Annotated in this window: 18 protein-coding genes and 1 pseudogene; 12 read left to right on the top strand and 7 right to left on the bottom strand. The window is 33.5% G+C overall.

What is annotated here, in order from left to right; genetic code table 11:
• Nucleotides 1-2: 2 nt before the first annotated feature.
• The 6 genes and pseudogenes from ACM55M_RS11855 to ACM55M_RS11880 all read right to left on the bottom strand — a co-directional run.
• Entirely contained in the window at nucleotides 3-1,355 is a 1,353-nt protein-coding gene (locus ACM55M_RS11855) for a DEAD/DEAH box helicase (RefSeq protein WP_416857870.1), read from the bottom strand.
• Between the two features lie 181 nt (nucleotides 1,356-1,536).
• Nucleotides 1,537-1,953: a response regulator transcription factor gene (locus ACM55M_RS11860; RefSeq protein ID WP_416857871.1), complete on the bottom strand. Its 417-nt coding sequence runs from the start codon at nucleotides 1,951-1,953 to the stop codon at nucleotides 1,537-1,539.
• Between the two features lie 629 nt (nucleotides 1,954-2,582).
• The gene (locus ACM55M_RS11865; RefSeq protein ID WP_416857872.1) at nucleotides 2,583-3,854 is read right to left on the bottom strand and encodes a YaiO family outer membrane beta-barrel protein; all 1,272 of its coding nucleotides are present in this window, start codon (nucleotides 3,852-3,854) and stop codon (nucleotides 2,583-2,585) included.
• 8 nt (nucleotides 3,855-3,862) lie between these two features.
• The gene (locus ACM55M_RS11870; RefSeq protein ID WP_416857873.1) at nucleotides 3,863-5,287 is read right to left on the bottom strand and encodes a glycosyltransferase family 2 protein; all 1,425 of its coding nucleotides are present in this window, start codon (nucleotides 5,285-5,287) and stop codon (nucleotides 3,863-3,865) included.
• Nucleotides 5,284-6,336 (bottom strand): HEAT repeat domain-containing protein, encoded by a 1,053-nt coding sequence (locus tag ACM55M_RS11875; RefSeq protein ID WP_416857874.1) that lies wholly within the window; start codon nucleotides 6,334-6,336, stop codon nucleotides 5,284-5,286. The genes ACM55M_RS11870 and ACM55M_RS11875 overlap by 4 nt, the downstream gene beginning before the upstream one ends.
• 336 nt (nucleotides 6,337-6,672) lie before the next feature.
• Nucleotides 6,673-6,933 (bottom strand): annotated as a pseudogene (locus ACM55M_RS11880) (DUF2400 family protein); the annotation flags it as partial.
• Nucleotides 6,934-7,012: 79 nt separating this feature from the next.
• Between ACM55M_RS11880 and ACM55M_RS11885 the strand changes: the two are divergent.
• Entirely contained in the window at nucleotides 7,013-7,786 is a 774-nt protein-coding gene (locus ACM55M_RS11885; protein WP_416857875.1) for a TIGR02757 family protein, read from the top strand.
• A gap of 172 nt (nucleotides 7,787-7,958) precedes the next feature.
• On the opposite strand, the gene ACM55M_RS11890 is transcribed toward ACM55M_RS11885, so the two are convergent.
• Nucleotides 7,959-8,978 carry a substrate-binding domain-containing protein gene (locus tag ACM55M_RS11890; RefSeq protein ID WP_416858129.1) on the bottom strand — a complete coding sequence of 340 codons (1,020 nt, stop codon included), beginning with the start codon at nucleotides 8,976-8,978 and terminating at the stop codon, nucleotides 7,959-7,961.
• A 434-nt stretch (nucleotides 8,979-9,412) separates the two neighbouring features.
• Between ACM55M_RS11890 and ACM55M_RS11895 the strand changes: the two genes are divergently transcribed.
• From ACM55M_RS11895 to uidA, 11 genes are all read left to right on the top strand, one after another.
• Nucleotides 9,413-10,426 carry a PfkB family carbohydrate kinase gene (locus tag ACM55M_RS11895; protein WP_416857876.1) on the top strand — a complete coding sequence of 338 codons (1,014 nt, stop codon included), beginning with the start codon at nucleotides 9,413-9,415 and terminating at the stop codon, nucleotides 10,424-10,426.
• A gap of 11 nt (nucleotides 10,427-10,437) precedes the next feature.
• Entirely contained in the window at nucleotides 10,438-10,890 is a 453-nt protein-coding gene (locus ACM55M_RS11900; RefSeq protein WP_416857878.1) for a NanQ anomerase/TabA/YiaL family protein, read from the top strand.
• Between the two features lie 10 nt (nucleotides 10,891-10,900).
• Complete coding sequence (locus ACM55M_RS11905; RefSeq protein WP_416857879.1) at nucleotides 10,901-11,566, top strand: beta/alpha barrel domain-containing protein; 666 nt, start codon at nucleotides 10,901-10,903, stop codon at nucleotides 11,564-11,566.
• Nucleotides 11,567-11,577: 11 nt separating this feature from the next.
• Complete coding sequence (locus ACM55M_RS11910; protein ID WP_416857880.1) at nucleotides 11,578-12,390, top strand: SDR family oxidoreductase; 813 nt, start codon at nucleotides 11,578-11,580, stop codon at nucleotides 12,388-12,390.
• Between the two features lie 36 nt (nucleotides 12,391-12,426).
• Entirely contained in the window at nucleotides 12,427-13,590 is a 1,164-nt protein-coding gene (uxuA, locus tag ACM55M_RS11915; protein WP_416857881.1) for a mannonate dehydratase, read from the top strand.
• Nucleotides 13,591-13,597: 7 nt separating this feature from the next.
• Entirely contained in the window at nucleotides 13,598-15,019 is a 1,422-nt protein-coding gene (uxaC, locus tag ACM55M_RS11920) for a glucuronate isomerase (protein ID WP_416857883.1), read from the top strand.
• Nucleotides 15,009-16,370 (top strand): MFS transporter, encoded by a 1,362-nt coding sequence (locus tag ACM55M_RS11925; protein ID WP_416857884.1) that lies wholly within the window; start codon nucleotides 15,009-15,011, stop codon nucleotides 16,368-16,370. The genes uxaC and ACM55M_RS11925 overlap by 11 nt, the downstream gene beginning before the upstream one ends.
• 1,078 nt (nucleotides 16,371-17,448) lie before the next feature.
• A complete protein-coding gene (locus tag ACM55M_RS11930) occupies nucleotides 17,449-20,394 on the top strand; it encodes a SusC/RagA family TonB-linked outer membrane protein (protein WP_416857885.1) in 2,946 nt (981 codons plus the stop codon).
• A gap of 26 nt (nucleotides 20,395-20,420) precedes the next feature.
• Complete coding sequence (locus ACM55M_RS11935; protein WP_416857886.1) at nucleotides 20,421-22,073, top strand: RagB/SusD family nutrient uptake outer membrane protein; 1,653 nt, start codon at nucleotides 20,421-20,423, stop codon at nucleotides 22,071-22,073.
• A 61-nt stretch (nucleotides 22,074-22,134) separates the two neighbouring features.
• Nucleotides 22,135-22,875, top strand: coding sequence for an SDR family NAD(P)-dependent oxidoreductase (locus tag ACM55M_RS11940; RefSeq protein WP_416857888.1), 741 nt, complete (start codon nucleotides 22,135-22,137; stop codon nucleotides 22,873-22,875).
• A 125-nt stretch (nucleotides 22,876-23,000) separates the two neighbouring features.
• Nucleotides 23,001-24,881 carry a beta-glucuronidase gene (gene uidA / locus ACM55M_RS11945; RefSeq protein ID WP_416857890.1) on the top strand — a complete coding sequence of 627 codons (1,881 nt, stop codon included), beginning with the start codon at nucleotides 23,001-23,003 and terminating at the stop codon, nucleotides 24,879-24,881.
• The last annotated feature ends 209 nt before the right edge of the window (nucleotides 24,882-25,090 follow it).

A 25,090-nucleotide genomic window follows, 5' to 3' on the forward strand; every position in this document is an offset into this window, starting at 1 on the left:
TTTTATTTATTCTTGTCTTTTCTCTTTTTATCTCTGGTTTTTAGCATATTTCTATTCACAGAGCCGTGTGTTTTTTTCTTGGTTACACCTGGTCCACCTAAATTGACTTTCTTATTCTTTTTACTTTTCTCTTGAAAAGCTCCATCACCTTCAAGTTTTTGTTTTTTCATCATAAACTTAATCGGCTGTCTGTCTTTTTCAGGTTCGATTAGTTTCGATGAAACTTCTACTGTTTCGGGGAAAGGTTCCGTTGCTAATTCCATATTCATCAGTACTTCTATTTCCACTTTGGATTCTTCTTCACGAGGGGCAATAAGACTGATTGCTGTTCCTGTTGCATCGGCACGACCAGTTCTACCAATTCGGTGCATATACAATTCTGGCATTTCAGGCATTTCAAAGTTGATAACATGAGTGATATTAGAAATATCCAAACCTCTTGCCATAATATCGGTGGTAATCAAACCACGTAAATTTCCTTCTTGAAAGGAAGCCATTGTACTTAAACGATAATTTTGAGATTTATTCGAGTGAATTACACCAAACTGACCTTCAAAATCCTCTTCGATACGTTCGTGAACCATATCCGAAATCTTCTTATTATTGACAAACACCAGAACACGACTCATGTCTTCGTTGTTTTGCAATAAGTGTTTCAGCAAGTTTATTTTGGTATTGAAATTTGGAACTTTATAGCTAATTTGCTTGATGTTTTCCAGTGGAGTTCCTGATGCCGAAAGTGTAACTTCTTCTGGATAATCAAAATAATCATTCAAAATAGCATCTACTTCATCGGTCATCGTTGCCGAAAATAGGATGTTTTGACGTTTTTTAGGCATCATGGCCAAAATGGATGTCAATTGAGTACGGAAACCTAAATTAAGCATTTCATCAAACTCATCGATTACCAGTTTTTGCATTTCTTCAAAACGAATCACATTATCTAGCGTTAAATCCATGATTCTTCCTGGAGTTCCCACTAGGATGTCACAACCTTTATAAACGGTTGTTTTTTGAGTATTAATGTTGACACCTCCAAAAATACCAACGGTACGAACTGACATGTATTTTGTCAATTTTTCTACTTCTTCCACGACTTGCACCACAAGCTCACGCGTAGGAACTAGAATCACTATTTTAGGGGTATGTCCTGGAGTAAATTTATATAGTTTCAATAAAGGTAATAAGTAGGCAAATGTTTTACCGGTACCGGTTTGTGCAATTCCCATCATATCTCTTCCTGACATTATTACAGAAAAAGTTTTTTCTTGAATAGGAGTAGGTGTTGTAAATCCTAAATCGTCTATTGCTTTTTGTACAGATTTAGGGAGATTGAATTGTTCGAAAGTACTCATTTGCTTAAATTTTGTGCAAAGATAGTCTTTTTGAAAGTAACGATATAATTCGTAAGAGAAGTCACTTGTATTTCGGGATTTAATTTATAAATCCAACTTTTATCAGTTTTTTTAATTCTTTCAATGAGAAAATCTACTGTTTTTATTTATAATTTCAACCGGCCTTCTCAAACCAAATATACTATGCACTAATGGCAGTTTTCATGGTATGTTCAAACATTTGTTTTCTGTCAAATATTCGTTTTACTCTAATCTTTAACTCATTTGGATTGAATGGTTTAGATACAAAATCATCAGCGCCAAGGTTGAACGCTTCCAATACTGTTCCTTCTTCTTCGCCCATTGAGGATACCACAATTACAGGTATATGGTTAAAATTTTCTTTTACAAAACTAATTACTTCTAATCCAGATTTAAAAGGGAGTATAATATCTGTAATCACCAAATCAGGATTCACTGAATTTAATTTTTCGATACCTTCGATACCGTCTTTGGCAATTGTCAATTCATATCCTTCTTTTCTCAGAATGAATTCCAGAATTTTTACCATTAAAATATCGTCTTCAATTACTAATATTTTTTTTATGTTATTCATCATTGGTGTGGTATTTTTATATTAGAGATAACTATTATTTGTTTTGTATTTTTTTTTCAAGTTGGTACTGTTTTTAATTAGCTTCTTTATTTTTTATTTCGAAAGCTGTAAAAGCTATTTTAACATTCTGCAATTATTTTACTTAAAATTTAATTGTTTGAAATAGAATAAAAATATTTCTCTATCAAAAGTAAGTAAATAAAATGTATTTCATCGACTAAATACATATTTAATCGATGAAATACATTTTATTTTTAATAAAAGAATTATTTTTCTTATAAAAAAAATATTTATCTGTAAGGGGATAGAATGCTTGGAAATGTAAGAATAGTTTTTTGCGTACTAAATCAAATCAGTCGATAGGAGTAAATGGGAAGATTTGTTATTTTTTTTCAGACCGATTTGTGATTGGATTTGCTATTTACTGGAGTGTCTTTTTAAATTTAAAATAACAAAAAAAAAGTAAGCTCAGGTTCCAAAATGACGGAAGCTTGTTTTTATACTTTCGCAGACCTAATAATTTGGATTTCTAATACTGCTTTTTTAGATATCAGAATGTCAGATTCAGTAGCTTTTAAGTTGAATTGTATAGATATAAACTCTAATAAACTAAAGTACTTTTAAGATATATTCTAGAATTTATATTGGAACATTAAGGCGAGTTCCAATTCGGTTTGTTTTAAATCTGGAGCATATTCTTGATTATTTAGTGTTAATTGAATACCGGTTATATAATGATCGTTAAATAATTTAAAATACCCCCCGCCAATGCGATAAGAATTTAGAGAAATCCTTTCTTCATATTGGCCTAAAGTTGATCTTTCATCTGGAGAAGATCCATAACCGGCGCTAAAAGATGCATAATCAAACCGTGTGTTGAAATAATATCTGGTGTTTATCGCGAAGGCTGGATAAAGATTGTTTTTGTCACTTTGTATATAGGATTTAAGATTAATCCAATACGAACCAACATATTTTCCAATTCCTATAACTGCAGTCGTAAATTCAGTATCTTGAGTTTTTACATATCGAATTCCCATATCAGCTTCCCATCCTTTTTTAAAGTTTTGAAAAAAAGAATAGCCGAGTTTTAATTTTGGAAAAACCGGATTTTCACTGTAAGCCATTCCGAGATAGGAATAATTATTTTTTCCAGTAAAAATATAGGATTCCGCCTCATATTGAACGCCATCAATAAGACTTTCTCCTGAAGCATATCTATTTGAATAATTAACTCTACCAATCAAAGAACCCCAATTGCGCTGTCTAATATATTGCAAGCTAGCTAAATGCCATGGGCCATAGCTTTTCCTGTTAAATGTTGTATAGCTATAATTGATTCCAATTCTTTCCGAATTATTTTTAGTGTCTAAGTTAAAAATACGTTGTCTTAATTCGGAATCATCAGGATATTGTAATTGTAAAATTTTTAAATAATCAGATTTTTTTTTGTCGTCATTTTGTGATTGGTAAACCGTCATTTTATTGTAACGAAAAGTCTTGTTTTCAGGATGTGTTTCGATTGCTTTGTCAATCAAAATTTCGGCCTCCCTGTATTTTTTTTCTTCTAGATCCATATTGATTAGATAAGAAAAAGCCTCTTCGTATTTTGGGTTTCTTTCAATTACATAATTATAATAAAATCGGGCACTATCGCTTTTTTGGGTTAATTGATAAATCCTTCCTGATAGCAAATAGAAATCCAAATAATCTGGCGCCAGTTTAATTCCTAATTGTGATTTCTTTAGAGCTAATTTGTAGTTTCTAGTTTTATACGCATCATGAAGGGCTTCTGTCAATAGACTGTCAGTATCAATTTTTTGTGCAAAAAGAGTATAGTTTGAGAGTGTTACTGAATATAGGAACACAATTAGTAGTGTTCTAATGATATTTTTTTTGATCATACTTTTAATTATTTTTTTTCAATATTAAAACCTTGTCTTTGCATGTTTCCCCATGCTTGTTCTTTTTGTCTAAAAAAATGATAATATCCTTTTAATGAGGCATACACGTTTACTGGGTGATAGAATATAGGTTCTATAATTGCAGTTAAAATGAGGATAAATATTTCTTTCATACTAGTATAATGCTTGTATAAAAGATCATCCAATAAAATAGATATTATCGTGATATTCAGATAAAAAAAATAAACTGCCAAAGTTAGGTATAAGAATGCTTCATAATTAACATTAAGAAATATAAAGGATAGTATTAAAACGATAACTCCAATTAGCTCTAAAATGGGAACCAAAAATTCAAAAGTAAAAAAATATGGAAAAATAAGAAAAGCAGTTCTTCCGTATTTTGGATTGAAAAAAACATCCTTATGTAGATTAAGTGTCTGAATTAGGCCTCTTGCCCATCGTACACGTTGTCGTATCAATATTTCTCTGGTTGCGGGCACTTCCGTCCAACACAAGGATTCTGGGATGTATTTTACTGCAAAATCAAGTTTTTTCTCATACATATATTTTCTCATTCGCGTGATAAGCTCCATATCCTCACCTAAAGATTTATGCCAATAGCCACCAGCTTCAACGGCTATTTCCTTGTCAAACATCCCTAAACCGCCTGAAACCAACAATAAACTATTTAATTGACTCCATGCCATTCTTCCAAAAAGAAAGGCTCGCACATATTCAAGTTCTTGAAATCTGGGATACCAGCCTTTTGGGAAATGAATTTTAACAAGGAAACCCTCTTTTACTTCACATGAATTTGAAATTCGGATACCCGCTCCCGTTGCAATGACTCTTCTTTCACTTTCTATAAAAGGCTTTGCTAATTTTATTATAGTATCATTTTTTAATATACAATCAACATCTGTACATAGGAATAAAGGGTATTTAGTTGAATTTATTCCGGCATTTGATGCGTCTGCTTTACTTTTTCCGTTTTCTTTATCAACAACCAAAAGTTTTGAATATATAGGATTAATTGATTTATAATGTCCTCTTACAGTTTTGGTTGGGATTTTTTCCTGATAATAAAAATCTATTTTAATTAATTCAAATTCCTTAATAAGTTTTTCTAAAGTATCATCAGTACTACCATCGTTGACCAATACAACTTCATATTTAGGGTAGTTTAAAGACATTAAGGATTTTACGTTAAAAACCACATTTGCGCCTTCATTAAATGCGGGAGCTACTACCGAAACTCCAGGAATATAATTCGATTTTAGAAGAACATCATCGTGAATAAAGTATTTTGCGTTAATATGTTTTTTTATAGCAAAATAAGATAGTATGGCCAATAGGATATAAAAAATAATATATGTTATTGAAAAAACAGCGACAAATAGTTCATAATCTTTTAATAGCTCTTTTAATATCATATCGAAGGGATTTTAACATGTTTTATCATTTTTATTATCTCTGGATTTTCAATAAATTTATTTTCAAAGTAAACCGAATTCATTTTTGAAAGACTATAAACAGCTTTCAGTTTGATATCAGAATCAATTGACTTTGTTAAAAGACCGGCGATGAATTGTTCTGATTCCTCGCTGCCTATTGAAGCCAATGTATTTAAAATTTCGATTTTATTTTTTTTGTCTTCTTTGTCAAATTGTTCAATCAGAATTTTTTCGGTATCAAGTATAAATAAGTGTCTTACAGCAACTATAACTTCGTGTCTTATTTTTTCATCTACGGATTTCAGATGATTTACAATGGCTTGAGTTTCGTTTGTATAATTATAATATGCCATTAATTTTATTCCTAATTTTACAATTGAAGGATTTTTTGATTGAATCCAATCTTTTAATTTTATAGGAATTGGTAGCTTTTTTTGATGAACTATATTCATCACATTTATTTCTCCTGCTAAAAAAATTGATTTAGGGTAATCTAATAAAAGATTTAAATTCTCAGGTTCCAATGAAATCAATGTTAAATAAGCACTTGAATTTAGGGTTCTGTTTTTATGATTTAAAAAAGGGATTACATAATTTTTTCCTTTATTGTATTCTAACGCTTCTAAATGATACATGCCAAGGCAAATCAAATATTTTTTTTTACTTTTTAAAAGCGAACGAGTGAGGTTGAATAAATCAAATTGCTCATAAATAAAATGCGAAGTATTTGTGATGTCACCTTTTAAGTTACGTTTTAAAAAAATAATTCTATTCAATATGATTTTTTTACACCATTTTTTTTTAAAAGGAATTTCTTTTTTAAAATCGTTAATTTTTGATGCTAGTTCAGCTTCGTCATAAGAGGAAAATACCAGAGAAGTCAAGAAATCATCAGCTTTAGTTTTGACTATGTTTATTTTAGGAACAGCTAAATGATACAAGAATCTGTTTAGGATGAGTATCGAAATTAATGTCAGAAAAAAAAGTATCAAAACAGATAAAATGATACTAATAAAATAGTGTTCCATTTCGTAGAAAGAGTTAAAATTTAGGATTTTGTACAACTAATCAAATTGTGTTTTTTAAGAAGCACTAAAAATAAAAAATAGAGATAACGGAATAATCAAGTCTGGTTTTATGTGTTTTATATTCATTTTAGCGATTTAGTTTAAAAAACACCAAATTTAGTCTGACATGATTGGTACTAATCTAATCTGAATAAGTAAGGTATTTTTTATCAAATAATTGAATTGGTTTTTGATAAAGATATTCATTCATTGCTAAATAAAAAGCTATTTTTTATTTTTTTAAAAGGAATAAATATAAAATGACTTAAATGATTGATAATAAGGAGCTACAGCTAGTTAAAATCCCTCAAAAACCCCTAATCCAAATAATGCAAAATCATATTTTACGGGGTCACTTGGATCAAATTTACGGAGTTTTAAATCCAATTCGGCTAATGCTTTTCCATCATTTTGTTTTCTTGTCAGTATTCCTAATTTTCGTGCTACATTACCAGAGTGCACATCCAAGGGACAGGATAATGAAGCAGGTGAAATACTTTTCCATATTCCTAAATCAACTCCTTTATTGTCTTGACGAATCATCCATCGGAGAAACATGACTAAGCAGTAATGAAGGGTTGCGTTAAATTAATTAATTATTTAGTTTAAATTTGTAATATGATAGATACGCAAAGAAATGGTTGAATTAAGTAAAGAAGAGTTAAAAGATTTTTTGGATGCCAAAGTACTTCAGTATAATACGATTGATTTTATAGAGCCAGACCCTATTAGTGTGCCTCATCGATATTCTTTAAAAGAAGATATTGAGATAGCTGGTTTTCTTGCTTCAACTATTGCATGGGGAAATAGAACGATGATTACAAAAAACGGGCATCGAATGATGGACTTACTAGGTGATTCACCGTATGATTTTGTAATGAATCATAATGATTATCAACTGGAGCGATTGGAAGGATTTGTACATCGAACGTTTAATTCTGTTGACTTTATCCATTTTATTAAAGCACTAAAATACATCTACAATAATAAAGGTGGATTGGAAGCTATCTTTGATTCTTATCAAACAAAAGATTCTTTACAACCAGCTATTTTTGAACTTCATAAAGCTTTTTTTGAAATTCCACATTTAGACAGAACTAGGAAACATGTGGCAAATCCAGCCAAAGGTTCCGTTTCTAAAAGAATTAATATGTATCTAAGGTGGATGATTAGACAAGATAATAATGGGGTAGACTTTGGTATTTGGAAAAATATAGCGCCGTCTAAATTATCATGTCCATTGGATGTCCATTCTGGAGATGTCGCACGTAAGCTTGGTTTACTGACTCGAAATCAAAATGATTCTAAAGCACTAAACGAGTTAGATTTAAGTTTAAGATTACTTGACCCAATCGACCCGGTAAAGTATGATTTTGCCTTATTCGGATTGGGGATTTTTGAAAGATTTTAATTTTTATACAGTATAACCTCGGAGTAATGAAAATGAAGATTTATTACTTTTAAATTTTTATAGATCTACTTGTTTTTACAGTTATTACTGTTTTATAAATACTGCTATATGTCGTTTATGTAGTTCTCATTACTCCTGCTATAGTTCGCAAAAAAGAAAAAAATTGCGAGGTTTAACAATTTTCTTTTATGATTATTTCCAAAGGCATGTAATACGTATTTTCAACATTTTCTTTGAGTATAATTTTTTTATATAAATATTCAACACCCAAATAACCTTGTTGTTCTGGTTTTTGATTGATTAAAAAATCAATAACTCCATCTTTTAGATATTTTACGTTTTCCTGTAGTAAATCGTAACCAACTAAAACAATGTGGTTTAGATTGTTTTTTTTTAAAAATTCAGCAACAATATAAGATCTTGAATTTGGAATAAAAATGGTGTTAATTCCTTCAAACATTTTTAGGTTGAGTTGTTTTTGACCGGAGTCTTTCAATGTGATTTCTGAAAATTTAAAGTTTGCGGATCCTTCACCTTCATGATCTTTAAAAAAAGAATAGAATCCCTTAATTCGTTGTAGGTATACGGAGGTGCTTTCTATTTCGCGAGTGATTTTTATTATCAGGACGTTATTTTCCATGGTGGAATTATAACATACGAGTCTTCCTGCGAGATATCCACTTTGGAATGCATCCTGACCTATATAGGCAAAACTGTCAACTTCTTTTATGTTAGAGTCAATCATGACGACGGGAAGATTTATCTTTTTACATTGATTCAAAAATAAAATCGATTCATCATGAAATATAGGTGCAAATAAGAGGCCATCATATTTTTTATCTACAATTTTGGAAGCTATTTTTTTGAAAGAAATCGAGTCGTATTTGTAGAAATAGTAATCTAAAGTAACTCCAAATTTTTCAAATTCTTCTTCTGCTCTTTCAATACCATTAACTGGGATTTTCCAATATTCAAGTCCCTCATTTTTAGGTAAGAAAATTGCAAATTTGAACTTTTTGTTAAAGGCGAGATTGCTGGCAAAAATATTTTTTTTATATCCATATTCCTTTATGATAGCATTAACTTTATCAATGTTTTCTTGTGAAACCTGACCTCGATTATGTATAATCCTGTCTACAGTCCCTTGAGAAACTGCAGCAAGCTGGGCAATTTTTTTAATTGTAATGATAATTGTTTAGTTTAAGGGTTATACTGAAATTTCACTTTGTAAAAGTGAACTCAAAAATAATGTTTTTTTTATGATTTGCAAAAGGCTCAATTGTAGAATAGGTAATCAAAAAAAATGATTCTTCTAATTATGACTAGTTTTTGATAGTGTGATTTATTTAACATAATTTGATAATTTATTTGCGTGATTGAAATTTTATTATATATTTGCCTAGTTCCGTGTACGTGCACGAATCGATTTTTACCTTCTTGATATCTATTTAAGAAAGAATATTTTTAAAAATATATTTACCGTCTTTTTTTCTGAAAAGTAAACAAATATATTAAAAAAAAACGTGTGCGAACACGTTTTAATTCTTTCTGTAGTTTTTTTATCATTATAGTTTTAAATACAGTTTAAATAATCGTTTTGCAGATCCAATAAAAAATTAAATATTAATGAGTAAGAAAGTTGTAACTCTAGGTGAAATTATGTTGAGATTGTCAACGCCAGATCATAAACGTTTTGTTCAATCTGAAACTTTTGACGCTACTTATGGCGGGGCAGAAGCTAATGTTGCAGCTGCTATGTGTAATTATGGATTAGAAGGCACTTTTATTACAAAAGTACCTGATAATGCAATTGGCCAATCGGCAATTAATCATCTGCGACGTTTTGGTGTAGATACCCAATTTATAGTTAAAGGAGGGAATCGTTTAGGAATTTATTTTTTGGAGCCGGGCGCTTCTTTACGAGCCTCTCAAGTTATTTATGACAGAGCAGGATCTTCCATCACTGATTTTAGTATAGCCGAGTTTGATATTGATGCCGTTTTAGAAGGTGCCCAATGGTTTCATACTAGTGGGATTACTCCAGCCTTGAGTGACCGGGCCGCCGCATTAACTGAAGCTGTTCTGAAAGCTGCAAAAGCAAAGGGAATTACTACCAGCATCGATATTAATTACAGAAAAAAAATATGGAGTAAGGATAAAGCGGCAAAGGTATTAGGGAGAATTTGCCAATATGTGGATGTTTGTATTGGAGCAGATACCACTTTGGGTATGGAACCGAAAGCAAACGATGTTATCGATGGTAGAATAACGATTGCCGGTTTTAAGGATATTTTCAAACAAATGAAAGAAACGTTTGGATTCAAATTTATAGCCACTTCATTACGAGAAAGCCACAGCGCGAGTGATAATACTTTTAGTGCTTTGGTTTATGATGGTACTGAATTTTATGAGACCAAAAAATATGATGTCAGAATTGTTGATCGTGTCGGTACAGGAGACTCTTTTGCCAGCGGTTTAATTTATGGCCTGGTAACGGGTATGTCAACACAGGATACTGCTGAGTTTGCGGTTGCTGCCAGCGTAATTAAACATACCATACCAGGGGATCTTAATCATGCTTCTTTAAATGAAGTGCTGGATTTAATGAAAGGTCAGGGAAGTGTTAGGGTTCAACGATAAAAAATGCCTGTATGATTATAGATACTTTAGAAAATGCTTCCAATTATTTTAATATAAATCCTTGTTTTAAGGGAGCCTTCGAATTTATCAAGGGCCATAGTGATCTTGAAAAAGCAGCAGCTGGTCCTGTTGGTACTTTTGAAAATTTAACGGCTTTCGTAGCAACATTCCAGAGCGTATCTAAAGAAACTGGTTTGTCGAAATTTGAATGTCATGATAAGAATATTGATATTCAGTACTGTATTAAAGGGAAAGAAAATTTTGGCTGGAAGCCCAGACAGAAATGTGTAATACCTAATGGCGATTATAATCCGGAAAAAGATGTACGATTTTTTAGTGACACACCTGATCTTTTTTTCGAATTAGCAAAAGGTCAATTTGTCATTTTTTTTCCAGAGGATGTTCACGCTCCCATGATTGGAGCCGGAGAAATTAAAAAATTAGTAATAAAAATTAAGATATAAACATAAGTAAATGAAAAATATCCAACAAGTAACAGATACCATTATTCAACAGGGAATATTGCCTTTGTATTTTAATACAGATGAAACAATAAGTGTTGAAGTGCTTAAAGCTATCTATAAAGCAGGAATAAAAGCGGTCGAATATACGCACAGAGGAGATTCAGCCTTAAATAATTTTAAAACACTTGTTAAATTAAGAAATTTAGAAATGCCTGGTTTGTTAATTGGTATTGGTACAATCAAAAATTTAAACCAAGCTAAAGAATATCTTCAAGCAGGAGCTGATTTTATAATAAGCCCAGGTTTTGTTCTCGAAATTGCAAGATATACACTAAGTAAAGATATTTTTTATGGGCCAGGTTGTATGACACCTTCGGATATAATTGCAGCTGAAAATGCTGGAATACGATTTATTAAATTATTTCCCGGGAACATACTTGGAATAGAATTTTTGAATAGTATCAAAGATATTTTTCCAAATCTTTTATTTATGCCTACAGGCGGAGTTGATGCTACTAAAAAGAGTATTGGAGCTTGGTATGAGGCAGGAGTTTGTGCTGTGGGTATGGGGAGTAAACTTATCAGTAAAACATTGATGGATCAAAAGGACTATCAATCTATCGAAAATAATACCACTGCAGTTTTGAGTTTAATTCAATCTATAAAAAATCAATAAATAATATAAACATGAATGATTTATTTAATTTAAAAGGAAAAGTCGCTTTAATAACCGGAGGCGCAGGGGTTTTAGGAGGTCACATGGGTGAAGTTTTGGCACAATCGGGTGTAATTACAGGGATAATGGGATTGTCCATGGCAGAAGCAGATCTTGTAGTGAATAAAATTAACGCTAATGGAGGACAAGCTTTTTCTGTAGTAGCCAATGTATTAGACAAGGATTCCCTTGAAGCTGTAAGAGATTTTATTATAGAAAAATACGGACGCCTTGATATTTTAATTAACGCTGCAGGAGGAAATATGCCAGGTGCTACTATTGCTCCAGACAAGGCGATTTATGATATGCTAACGGCAGATTTACAAAAGGTATTGAACCTAAATATTATTGGTACAATGTTACCAACACAAGTTTATTCAGAAGTTTTTGCTAAACAAAAACAAGGAGTAATTATCAATATATCTTCCGCTTCGGCACAACGTCCTTTGACTCGTGTAGTAGGCTATTCTGCATCAAAAGCTGCTGTCGATAATTTTACCAAATGGATGGCTGTTGAAATGGCTACTAAATTTGGAGAAGGAATACGTGTTAATGCCATTGCTCCGGGATTTTTTATTGGAGCACAAAATAGAGCGCTGTTATTAGAATCGGATGGTAGTTTGACAGCCAGAGGAGAGAAAATTATTGATCAGACTCCAATGCGACGATTCGGTATACCAGATGATTTGAGCGGAACTTTAATTTGGTTGTGTAGTGATGCTTCAAAATTTGTTACCGGTATCAGTGTCAATGTAGATGGTGGGTTTGGAGTATCAAGTATATAAATAAAGTAACTAATAATATATAAAAAATTTAAGCAAATGGAACAAACATGGAGATGGTACGGACCAAATGATACTGTGAAATTATCTGACGCTAGACAAGCCGGTGCAACCGGAATTGTTACTGCCTTACACCATATTAAAAATGGACAAGTGTGGGAAGTGGATGAAATCATGAAGAGAAAAAATGAAGTGGAAGCTGCAGGATTAACTTTTTCAGTTGTAGAAAGCATTCCAGTTCACGAGGATATCAAAAAACAATCGGGTGATTATTTGAAATATATAGAAAACTACAAGCAAAGTATTAAAAACTTAGCGGTATGTGGAATTAATATAGTTTGTTATAATTTTATGCCTGTTTTAGATTGGTCTAGAACCGATTTGTCTTATGAAATGCCAGACGGCTCTAAAGCCTTGCGTTTTGATATCAATGAATTTGCTGCTTTTGAATTGTTTATTTTAAAAAGACCTGGAGCAGAAACTACTTATTCTGAAGCGCAGCAAGTAAAAGCGAAAGCTACTTTTGAAAAGTTAACCGATGCGGATAAAGTAAAATTGCAACAAAACATTATTGCTGGTTTGCCAGGTGCAGAAGAATCTTATACTGTTGAAGATTTCTTAAAAGTACTACAAGGGTATGATGGTATTGATGCCAATAAATTGAAAGAAAATTTATATTATTTCTTGCGTGAAATCATTCCAGTAGCCGATAGTGTAGGCGTTTTAATGGCTATTCATCCTGATGATCCTCCATATCCAATTTTAGGTTTACCTCGTGTAGTAAGTACCGAAGCAGATTTAATACAATTACTAAATGCAATTGATTCACCGTCAAATGGATTTTGTATGTGTACGGGTTCTTACGGGGTTATTGCTAAAAATGATTTGCCAGGTATTATAGATCGTCATGGGAATAAAATGAATTTTATTCATCTTAGGAGTACCCAACGTGACGCAGAAGGGAATTTCTATGAAGCCAATCATTTAGAAGGTGATGTAGATATGTATGAAGTGGTAAAATCTATTCTAAAAAAACAAAAAGAAACGAAAAGAATCATTCCAATGCGACCAGATCATGGCCATCAGATGTTGGATGATTTAAATAAAAAAACAAATCCAGGTTATTCAGCAATTGGTCGTTTGAGAGGTCTTGCCGAGTTGCGAGGTCTAGAAATGGGAATTGAAAAAAGTCTATTTAATTAAAATAGTTATGTCTAAAAAACCATTTATTTCAGACGATTTTTTGTTAAATAGTCCGACAGCAATTACGCTTTATAAAGAGTATGCTAAAACGCAACCTATTTTAGACTTTCACAATCATTTGTCTCCAAAAGACATAGCCGAAGATCGCCAGTTTGAAAATATCACCCAGATGTGGATTGAAGGGGATCATTACAAATGGAGAGCTATGCGAGCAAACGGAATTGATGAAAAATACATTACAGGTGATGCTACTGATTTGAAGAAATTCAAAAAGTGGGCAGAAACAGTTCCATATACTTTAAGAAATCCTTTGTATCATTGGACACACATGGAGTTAAAAAATTATTTTGGAATTGAGGAACTTTTAAATGCCGAAAATGCGGAAACTATTTTTAATGCCTGTTCAGCTTTATTGCAGACTCCAAATTTTAGTGTCAAAAATTTATTGCGTAAAATGAATGTAAAAGTAGTAGGAACAACTGATGATCCCACAGATGATTTACGCTATCATAAAAAAATTCAGGACGATAAATTTGAGATAACGGTTGTGCCGACTTTTAGACCTGATAAAGCTGTTAATATTGAAAATAGAGCAGAATTTATTGGTTGGATTGATAAACTTGAAAAAAGTGTTGGCTATGTTATCAATAATTTTGAATCTTTTGTGAATGCTATTCAGTTTCGTCATGATTTCTTTCACGAAATGGGTTGTCGTGTTTCAGATCATGGGCATGGAACTTATTATGCCGAAGATTTTACAGCAGATGAGGTTGCTGCAATTTTTGATAAAGCAAGAGAAGGGAAAAAACTTAGTGATTTAGAAATAGACAAATACAAATCAGCAATGCTTATAAAATTAGCATTAATGAATAATGAAAAATCGTGGACACAACAGTTCCATGTGGGAGCTATTCGAAATAATAATAGTAGGATGAATCAGGAGCTGGGACCTGATAACGGTTTTGATTCTGTTGGATCTCCAAATACTGCCGAAAAAATGTCTCGATTTTTCGATACACTTAATCGGGCTAACGGATTGACAAAAACGATTGTTTACAATCTCAATTCGAGTGAAAGCGAGATGGTGGCAGCGATGGTGGCTAACTTCAATGAGGGGCCAATTCCTGGTAAAATGCAATATGGAGCTGCTTGGTGGTTTTTAGATCAAAAGCAAGGAATGGAAAATCAGTTGAATGTATTATCTAATTTTGGATTGCTGAGCAGATTTGTCGGAATGGTTACCGATTCAAGAAGTTTTATGTCTTTTTCTCGTCATGATTACTTCCGTCGAATAGTATGCAATGTACTTGGGGATGAAATGGAAAAAGGTTTACTTCCTGATAATATGGCTTTCATTGGTAAAATGGTTGAGAATATTTGTTTTAATAATGCTTTACACTATTTAAAAATAACCATAGATGAACACTAAAATTAAAAATTATCGCTGGACCATTTGTGGGCTCTTATTTTTTGCTACTACCGTCAATTATTTAGACAGACAAGTGCTCAGTTTATTGGCGCCTAGCTTATCAAAGGAATTCAATTGGTCCAATAGTGATTATGCTAATATTACCGCAGTATTTCAATTTATTTATGCAATATCCATGCTTTTTGCGGGTAGGATTATCGATAAATTAGGGACAAAATGGGGGTATATTTTAGCGATATCTATCTGGTCAATCGGAGCGATAATGCACGCGTATTCAATAGCTATCGGAAGTGTTTTTACGAATGTTTTGGCTTGGGTAGGAATTAGTGCAGTTCCAATATCAATTGCTGGTTTTATGGTGTCCAGAGCGGTTTTAGGTTTTGGTGAATCAGGAAATTTCCCGGCCGCAATTAAAGTCACTGCTGAATATTTTCCAAAAAAAGAACGTGCTTTGGCAACCGGTATATTCAATTCAGGTTCAAATGTTGGTGCTATATTAGCACCACTAACGGTTCCATGGATTGCTGTTCATTGGGGTTGGCAAAGTGCTTTTATCGCAGTTGGTGCAATAGGTTTTATATGGATTTTATTTTGGAATGCTTTATATGAAAAACCTGAAAATCAAAAGAAGTTGTCCAAAGAAGAATTTGATTATATAGCTAGCGAAAATGATCCTACTATTATTCAGATAATCGAAACAGAAGAGAAGGTTGCCTGGATTAAATTATTAGGGTACCGTCAGACCTGGGCCTTTGTAGTTGGGAAATTTTTGACAGATGGTGTTTGGTGGTTCTTTTTATTTTGGTTGCCAAAATATCTACAGGCAGAGTTTAACATGGTGGATACCGCTATCGTTTTACCTTTAGCGGTTTTATACAGTATGACAATGATTGGCAGTATTGGAGGAGGTTGGTTTCCTGTTTATTTTATTAATAAAGGTTTTACGCCTTATGACGGAAGAATGAAAGCGATGTTACTAATTGCAATAGTTCCGCTGGTGGTTTTATTGGCACAACCGTTCGGACATATTAGTTTTTGGATTCCGGTACTATTGATTGGTTTAGGAGCTTCAGCACATCAGGCATGGTCTGCTAACATTTTTACTACAGTATCTGATATGTTCCCTAAAAAAACTATAGGTTCTGTAGTGGGAATTGGAGGAATGGCAGGTGGGATAGGCGGGGTTCTTGTTACGAAGACAGCTGGTGCTTTAATTGATCATTTTGAGGCTTTAGGACAAATTAAGACGGGTTATACCATTGTATTTGTTTTTTGTGCAACGGCCTATTTATTAGCCTGGTCGATAATGAAGCTATTAGTTCCTAAATATGCTCCTATACAGGATTTGTAATGCTATATTCTGCTATGATTTCTTGACTGTGTCCAAAAGTTTAGAAAAATATATACTTAATTTTGACACTAATGAGCCCGATATTGCATCGGGCTCATTTCGTTTAAATTCAATGTTGTTTTTTCATTAGTACACTATTTGAGAGATGATTTATTTTCTGGTTTTGACGTTTTTATAGCGGTAAATTTCATGATATTCAATGATTCTGATTTTTACATTCCGCAGCAGTTTTCCATAACTACATCATCTAAACTATTTCCTTTTCGTGCTTTGTACTCATCCCTTTTTTTCAATAGCATTAGATAGTGTTTCATTTGATAGTGTGCCGTCCTTGTTCTGAGTGCAATAGTGGTATTATTTAAATAGTACTTTAAAAGATTTTTTTAGCCCTGTTGATTATTTGTTTAAAATTTAGTTTTCAGCTTCTTCATGACTTCTTATTTCACCCTTTTTATTTCCCTATTCTTATTTCCCCATTAAAGAAATCATTATAGGGAATAAATACAATTTATTACAGATACGTTAATAACCCATATAAGGTTTTTTAAAGCGGTCGCTTTGTATGGATTTTCGATTTTCAGTTTTGCCTTCTAATAGCTTTGTTTGTAATTCAAATATGCGCTGCCGGAATTTTTTTCCCCAGTGTTACTTTAAATGATTAAGGAACTTTTATACCGTATAGGAGGTGTGTCTTTTGTATTAGTTCTAGTATTATTAAATGTTTTTAATAAATAAAATCAGGTATAGCCTTGTTTTGACTTTTTTAAGATCATTCTTATCATTTTGATTTATTTAACGAAATAAAAGTGTCATTTTAAGAAATAGTTAAATTAATAGGTAATAGTGTATGTAATTATATTTAAAAAAACACATAATTAAATTTTATGTGTTTTTTTTGAGAATAATTATAAATTTTATTTTTTAATTAAAAAATAAGACTTATGTTTGCGCACACGGTATTGCTAAAATGCTTTTTTTTAAAAAAATTACGTGTGCCTACACGCAAAAGATTTAATAATTAGCATTAGTTAATAAAAATAATCAAAAAAATAAATTAATTTCTAACCAAAAAAAAATTATGAAAAAAACTATTTTGATGTGTCTCTTAGTTTTCTCTGCTGTTATTTATGGCCAATCTGAAAAAGTAAAAATTTCAGGTAAAATAGTAGATGAAAATAATCAACCACTACCCGGGGCCTCTATTCTTATTAAAGGTACCAATAATGGAGCGGCTACTGACTTTGAAGGGACGTATGCAATACAGGCTAATACAGGTGCTACATTAATATTTACTTTTATTGGTTACGATCAGAAAGAGATTGCAGTAGGTAATCAAACTACTATTGATGTAAAACTAACTCCCACTAATAACACTTTAAATGAAGTAGTTGTTGTAGGGTACGGTACACAGAAAAAGTCCGATGTGACGGGGTCTGTGACTTCTTTATCTAAAGAACGACTTTCTCAACTTCCTGTTACCAATGTGCTGCAATCAGTGCAAGGTGCCGTTGCCGGAGTGAATGTTATTCAGAGCTCTTCTGCTCCTGGAAGCGGAACTTCCGCTCAAATTCGAGGGGCGAGTTCTATCAGTGCTGCTACAGGTCCTTTTATTGTTTTGGATGGTATGCCATTTAGTACTACAGGTGGATCTTTGAACGATATTAATCCGAATGATATTGAATCATTGGAAATATTGAAAGATGCTTCGGCAGTTGCGATTTATGGAACCAGAGGGGCAAATGGTGTTATTTTGATTACTACTAAAAAAGGAAAAACAGGAAAACCTGTTATAAAATTCAACACGTATACCGGTATTGAAACGTTCTCTAATAGAATAAATCCTATGGGACCAGCTGAATATGTGCAAAAATATGCAGACTGGAAAACGCAGTCCGGATCAGCGGATAAGAATGTTTTACCAAATCTTTTTGAGCAACAAAACTATGCCAATGGGGTAGTTACCGATTGGATGGATCAGGTGGATCAGCTTGGGAAAATTCAAAATTATAATGTGAGTATTTCTGGAGGTAGTGAAAGTGTTAAGTACTATATTTCAGGGGATCTATTGGAGCAAAAAGGAGTTCTGAAAGGATATGACTTTCAACGTGGGAGTATTAGATCAAATATTAATGCCAAAATAGCACCTTATTTAGATGGTGGAGTAAATATATTTTTGACAAACAACAATTATGATGGGGGTCATACAAATTTAACTTTAGCGGGTAGAATGAGTCCTTATGGTTCTCTTTATGATGCAAATGGGAATTATGAAGTCTATCCAATGTTTGGAGAACTGGTATTCAGAAGCCCAATGGTCAGATTGAGTAGCCCGCGTAACGACAGAAATCAAAATATTACAGCGAATGCTTTTTTTGATTTAACCCCAGATTTTTTACCGGGATTTAAATACAAATTAAATGTAGGCTATACTTTGGTTCCGAGTCAGTTTCAAAGTTATTTAGGCAGAAGTACGGGGGATTTATTAGGTACCGCTTTGGTGTCAAATAGCGAGACCAGAAGTATGACCGTTGAGAATATATTTAATTATAACAAAAGCTGGAAAAATCACACTGTAGGGGTTACCGGACTTTACAGTGCACAACAAACGGATTTCTTTTCGTCGAGTACAACCGCTTCAGGATTTATTAATGATCAGTTGACTTTCAATAACCTTTCGACTGCATCATCTACGTCTGCAAGTTCTCAGGGATATAAGTCCAATCTTTTATCGCAAATGTTACGATTAAATTACTCTTATGCCAGTAAGTATCTATTTACCGCTACAGCAAGAAGAGATGGGTACTCCGCTTTTGGATCTAACTCTTCAAAATATGGTTTGTTTCCTTCGGTAGCGTTGGGTTGGAATATTTCGAAAGAAAAGTTTTTAGAAAATTCAGATGTTGTCACTAATTTGAAATTAAGAGCTTCTTATGGACTTTCAGGAAATCAGGCGATAAATCCAAACGTGACCTCATCCACTGCAAGTACTGTCAGATTGCCTTTCAATGGTGTCAGTACCGTAGGTGTTGTAGCTAATGTATTAGGTAATAAAGATCTTACATGGGAAAGTACCCTTGGAACCAATGTGGGGTTAGATTTTGAATTGTTCGACAAAAAAATTTCAGGAACTATTGATGGGTATAGCAATCATACTAAAGATTTATTGTTGTTGCGTGCAATACCGATTATAACGGGTTATAGCCAGGTATTACAAAATTTAGGAGAAGTGTCTAATAAAGGGTTGGAGATTTCGCTAAAAGCTACGGTTCTTAACCTAGGAAATTTTAGATGGGAGACCAGTGCGAATTTTGCGACTAATAAAAACAAAATTGTTGATTTATACGGAGATAAAAAAGATGACGTCGGTAATAGATGGTTCATAGGTAAGCCAATAGGTGTGGTGTATGATTACAAACAAGTAGGCGTATGGCAGGTAGGAGAAAATCCTGCAGGAGTAGATCCTACAGCTAAACCGGGAGATCTAAAATTTGCCGATACGGATGGAAGCGGAACTATTACTCCGAATGACCGAGTTGTTTTAGGTCAGACTGCTCCAAAATGGACAGGAGGGATTACCAATACGTTCCATTATAAAGATTTCCATTTAAATGTTTTCATTCAAACCGCACAAGGAATTAGTAAAAGCAATAACTTGTTGGATTACAGAGATTATGGAGGTAGACAAAATTTACCTGGAGGAATAGGATATTGGACAGCAGCAAATCAGAATAATTCAAGACCTGCACTTTCTTATACCAATACAAGAGATTATAATTATCCAAAAGATGCCAGCTATACAAGGTTAAAAGATGTAACTCTAAGTTATGTAGCCAATACCAAAGTACTTGATAAATTACATTTAGGAGGATTAACAATCTATATGAGCGGTAGAAACCTTGTCACCTGGACCAAATGGTTTGGATGGGATCCAGAGGCTGATTTTGATAAAGGATTAGCGAATGACACGAATAGTTATCCTTTGACTTCTGTCTTTACAATAGGTACCAATATCACTTTAAAATAAGTAATAACTTTTAATACTTTCAAAAAATGAAAAATAAAATATATATGGTTAGCCTTCTGATTGTAATGGGGGTTAGTTCTTGTCAGAATGATTATTTAGATGAAAAATTATATTCAAGTTATGATCCTACACAACTCAATGATGCGTTGGGATTAGATGCGGCCCTGGTTGGTTTGCAAAACCAATATTCAACCTGGCACACCTTTTTTAATTTAGCTAATGCGACAGGTCAGGGCTGGTTGGCCTGTTGGCAAATTGGTACTGATGTGGCCTATAATAAGTCTCCGGCTGACATGGACCCATGGGCTGTTCCTTTTACTGATTATGCGAATCTTACTTCTACGGATCCGGCAGTATTGTATGCATGGAAATGGGCCTATAAAATTATTAACAATGCAAATGCAATTATTGTAGCTACTGAGAATCCTGAAACGGTTTTGACTCAAGCTGCTAAAGATAAGATTGCGGCGGAGGCTAAGTTTTACAGAGGATTAGCTTATAATACGCTGGTAACTCTTTTTGGTAAAGTGCCGTTGATTACCGTTCCTGTTAGTGGAGCAAAGACTGATTTTGTAAGAGCAGATCTAGCAGAATTGAATAAGCTTATTGTAGATGATTTACTATTTGCTAAAACAAATTTACCTACTGTCAATAATGTTAGCGGTAATGTAAAAGGAAAAACGTATTCAAGAGCCCATTCAGCAATGGCTTCTCAGGTACTTGCCGAAGCCTATTTGAGAATGGGACAAAACAGTCTTGCAGAGGCAGCCTGCGATGCGATTATAAATAGCGGTGATTTCAGTTTGGTAAAACAAAGATACGGTGTAAAAGCAGGTCAGCCTGGTGATGCATTTGCCGATATGTTTATCTATGGTAACCAAAGGAGATCTCAAGGAAATAAAGAAGCAATCTGGGTTTTAGAGATTGAAAACCCATCGTCAGTAATAGGAGGTACTGGATCAAGTTTGCCTGTAGGCGCAGTGGATGAAATAGGATCTCCACAATACCGAAGAGTTTGGGGATCTCGCTATCATCAACAAAAAGGAATGTTGCTTTGTGATTCTTTGGGAGGAAGAGGAATCAGCAGGATTGCCTTGACGGATTGGGTATTGAACAGTCTTTATGCTCCAGGTGATATGAGAAATTCAAAGTACAACCTAAGAAGAAATTATTACTATAACGACCCTGCTTTTGCAAAGTTTGGACAAAAAGTAGATATCAATGATCCATCGGTTAATACCCAGCGATTTATTGTGCCTCAAACGAATAAGTGGAATGAATATAATCCAAGTGATCCTTTTGGACAGGCTATGATAAAAGATATCATTATCATGCGATTGGGAGAGACCTACCTGCTAAAAGCAGAAGCACAGTTTAAACAAGGAAAACTTATAGAATCAGCCTCAACTATCAATATTTTGAGAAGTCGTGCGAATGCCCTTCCCGTTATCGCTGCTGATATTACAATAGATTTTATTCTTGATGAAAGAGCAAGAGAACTTCTGGCTGAAGAAAATCGCAGGATGACTTTGATGCGTACGGGTCAACTTGTAAATAGAGTAGTGGGCAGAGGTCAAAAAATTACTGGAATTAAAGCCACTAATTTATTATTGCCTATTCCTAAAACGGAAATTGATTTGAATAAAGATGCCGTTTTAGACCAAAATACGGGATACTAAAAGTTATTTAATTAAAACGAAACAATTTGTTGTTTCGTTTTAATTATTAAAATCTAATACAATGATCAAAAAGAATATTTTTTCACTTGACAATAAAGTGATCGTGGTTACCGGAGGAACAGGTGTTTTGGGAAGTCATTTTGTAAATGCAATTGTTCAGGCTGGCGGTACTGTAATTATATTTGGATTGAATGAAGAAAGAGGAAATACTCAGGCGGAAGCAATACGTAAGAATGGAGGCGAAGCCTTATTTTTGGCAGTAAATGTTCTTGAAGAATCGCAATTAGAGGAAGCTAAAGAAAAAATCATTCGCAAATATGGTAAAATAGATGGTCTTGTCAATGGTGCAGGCGGTAATGTTCCGGAAGGAGTGTTAAGTCCGGAAGGGGATGTTTTCGATTTGAACATTGAAGGAATGAAAAAGGCTATGGAACTTAATTTATGGGGTACTATTTTACCGAATCAGGTTTTTGGTCCCAGTCTGGCTAAGACGGGAAATGGCGCTATTGTCAATATTTCGTCAGTAGCTTCTAAACGGGCACTAACCAGGGTTTTGGGATACAGCATGGGTAAAGCAGCTATCGATTACTATACGAAATGGTTTGCCGTTGAGATGGCCAACAGGTATCATGATTCCATAAGAATAAACGCTATTGCACCCGGTTTTTTTCTATCGGAGCAAAATCGTACCTTACTGACTAATCCGGACGGGTCTTATACCGATAGAGCGGATTCAATTTTAAGGCAAACACCCTTTAAGCGTTTTGGGAAACCCGAAGAATTATGCGGCGCTTTGGTATAGTTGTTAAGTGATGCCTCTAAATTTGTAACCGGAATGGATATTGGGGTTGATGGTGGATTTACTATAAACAGCGGTGTTTAAATAAAGAAGGAACAAGGATTAAATTAATACAAATTAAATTATTTATGAAAACTAAAATTTTATTAGTAGCGATTCTGTTTGCCTCGTTTACTAAGGCGATCGGTCAGGATTTTAAAACAGCTGAAACCAAAGATATTGCTTTATTTCCGCAACAAAATGAGTTCAGAAATAAAGAGAATATTTCAGGGATTTGGAAATTTCAGAAAGATTCACTCGATGTTGGAGAAGCACAAAATTGGAAGAATGGTTTGCCTAATACCCGTTCTATAGCTGTTCCGGGAAGCTGGAACGATCAGTTTACCGATAGTAGGGATTATTTAGGAACTGCCTGGTATGAGAAGGATGTATTTATACCAAGTTCTTGGAAAGGACAAAAAATTTATATTAGAATTGGTTCGGCTAACTATGCTTCTAAAGTGTATCTTAATGGAAAACCGGTAGGCGCACATGAAGGAGGGAATTTGCCTTTTGCTTTTGACATATCGGCACTTATAAATTGGAATGTAGCAAACAGAATAACGATTCAATTGGAGAACATATTAAAACCAACACGTGTTCCCACTGGAGGAGGTGTAGCCGGAGGAATGTTCAATAGTAATCCAAAAGCTAATTTTGACTTTTTCCCTTATGCGGGTTTACAGCGTGATGTATTATTATATAGCGTTCAGTCCGATGCTAATATTAAGGATATTACCGTACAAACAGGATTTGAAAACACTACTGGTTCTGTTAATGTAAAAGTAGATACAGAAGGAAAAGCGACTAAGGGTAAAGTTACTATTTCTGGAAATAACAAAGTATACGAATCAGAATTTGTTCTAAATGGTACTACTGCAAATGTACTTGTTAAAATTCCTGAAGTACGACTTTGGTCAACAGAAGATCCATTCCTTTATAAAGTTGCCGTTAGTATCAGTGATGCCAGTCGCGTTATCGACACTTATGAATTGGAGACCGGGGTACGAACCATTTCGACTAATGATAAACAAATACTTTTAAACGGAAAACCTGTATTTTTAAAAGGATTTGGCAAACATGAAGATTTTCCTGTTTTTGGAAGAGCTACGGCAAACCCGGTAATTATAAAAGATTATTCTTTATTGAAATGGGTAGGTGCTAACTCTTACAGAACCTCACATTATCCATACGATGAAGAATATATGAATATGGCCGATAGAGAAGGGATATTAATCATCAATGAAATTCCAGCTGTTGGTTTGTATTTCCACGGAGACAAAGAAGAATTAAGATTGAGACAAATTGCCTGTAAAAAGTACATCGAGGAACTGATTGCAAGAGATAAAAACCACCCATCAGTTGTGATGTGGAGTGTGGCTAATGAACCTACTCCAGAAGTGATGAATATGTCCCCTAAAGATGTGAAAAAAGCAGATCCACAATCAGTGATTTTGTTTAAAGAATTGCTTGACCTTGTAAAAAAATTAGATCCTACCAGACTAAAAGTACTTGTTGGAGTAATGGGGGGACCGGTAGAATGGCTGGCATTATCTGATGTAGTATGTATTAACCGTTATTGGGGTTGGTATACGAATCAGGGTGATATTAAAACCGGAGCTAAAATGCTTAGCGATGAATTAGATGATTTATATAGTAAATTAAAGAAACCAATAGTTATTACTGAGTTTGGAGCGGATACCTTTCCCGGAATGCATGCAGATCAGGCAGAGATGTTTACTGAAGAATATCAGGTACAGTTTATTAAGGCATATCTTGATGTAGCAGATACAAAAGATTTTGTGGCAGGGATGCATGTATGGGCTTTTGCTGATTTTAAAACAGGACAGTCGGTTATACGATTTGGAGGGATGAATTATAAAGGAGTGTTCACAAGGGACAGAAAACCAAAAATGGCAGCTCATTATTTAAGAGAAAGATGGACAAAAAAGCCGGAAGATAAAAAATAGCAAGGGTTACAAGTTTAAAAAACATCTTTTAAAATATGCGTTATAACTCTTAATATTATATTGGTTCTTCTGGTTTTTTTGTGAAAATAAAATCATTTTTATGCTTTTATAATGCATGCCCTTAAATTCCTAACATGCTTAAAAAAAGATACTACACTTAAAAATGTTTTACATCTTCTCCGGTAGAACCACTATATTAAAAATTGAAT

The organism is Flavobacterium galactosi (assembly GCF_048158585.1).
Taxonomy (GTDB): domain Bacteria; phylum Bacteroidota; class Bacteroidia; order Flavobacteriales; family Flavobacteriaceae; genus Flavobacterium; species Flavobacterium galactosi.